The following is a 653-nucleotide window of genomic DNA, read 5'->3' as shown; positions in this document are numbered from 1 at the left end:
TTCGGTAGTTTTTTCATCGCTCCATCCTCTCAAAGGTTGGAGTCTCCGAGAAACCCGGGGCGGTTCAGAATGCATCGATGGATATGTCTTGCGAAGGGCCACGCAAATGGGCGCTTACGATGTCGTACTCAAATTGATCATTTAGGCGGGCCTGAACCGTCAGCTCGCTATCAATTAAGTGGGCGGCCCCTATGGTGGCGGCGATAGCTGGCGAAGAGACTGACGTTTTATAGATAACTTGCGTGTCGTTACTGGGTTGAAGTTGGAATTTACCGTCCTGCAGAGCGTTGCGTACCAGTGATGCAACGCGTTGGTAATCAGCATTAGGCTGAGCTGATAGGCGATCTAGAGCTAGCTGAGCACTTTGGCTCAATAGGGAAGGTAAAATCCTGTCAGGATGGGAATGCTGTGACTGAGAGCCCTCCGCCTCTAATGGCTGACTGCCACTCATTAGGGGAGTTGTAATGCTGTTTTGAATAGATTTCAGGGGATACATAGCTGTTTGAGCTACCTCGGATGAGTTGATGGCTGAGTTAAGGAATTGGATCCTAATACGTGGTCTTAAATGCTTGTGGGGTTCCGAAGAATCAGAACGACAGGTTTCCCGACGCTTCTTGCGTAAGCGTTTCGATGAGAGAAGGGCCAGGCGGATT

General features: G+C 49.9%; 1 pseudogene. It reads right to left on the bottom strand.

Annotated features, from left to right (window positions below):
- Positions 1–64: 64 nt before the first annotated feature.
- A pseudogene (locus AO277_RS28785) lies at positions 65–653 on the bottom strand (hypothetical protein); the annotation flags it as partial.

This window comes from Pseudomonas amygdali (genome assembly GCF_002699855.1).
Lineage (GTDB): Bacteria > Pseudomonadota > Gammaproteobacteria > Pseudomonadales > Pseudomonadaceae > Aquipseudomonas > Aquipseudomonas amygdali.
Note: the sequence above shows the minus strand (reverse complement) of the source record. Positions and strands in the feature narration are given on the sequence as shown.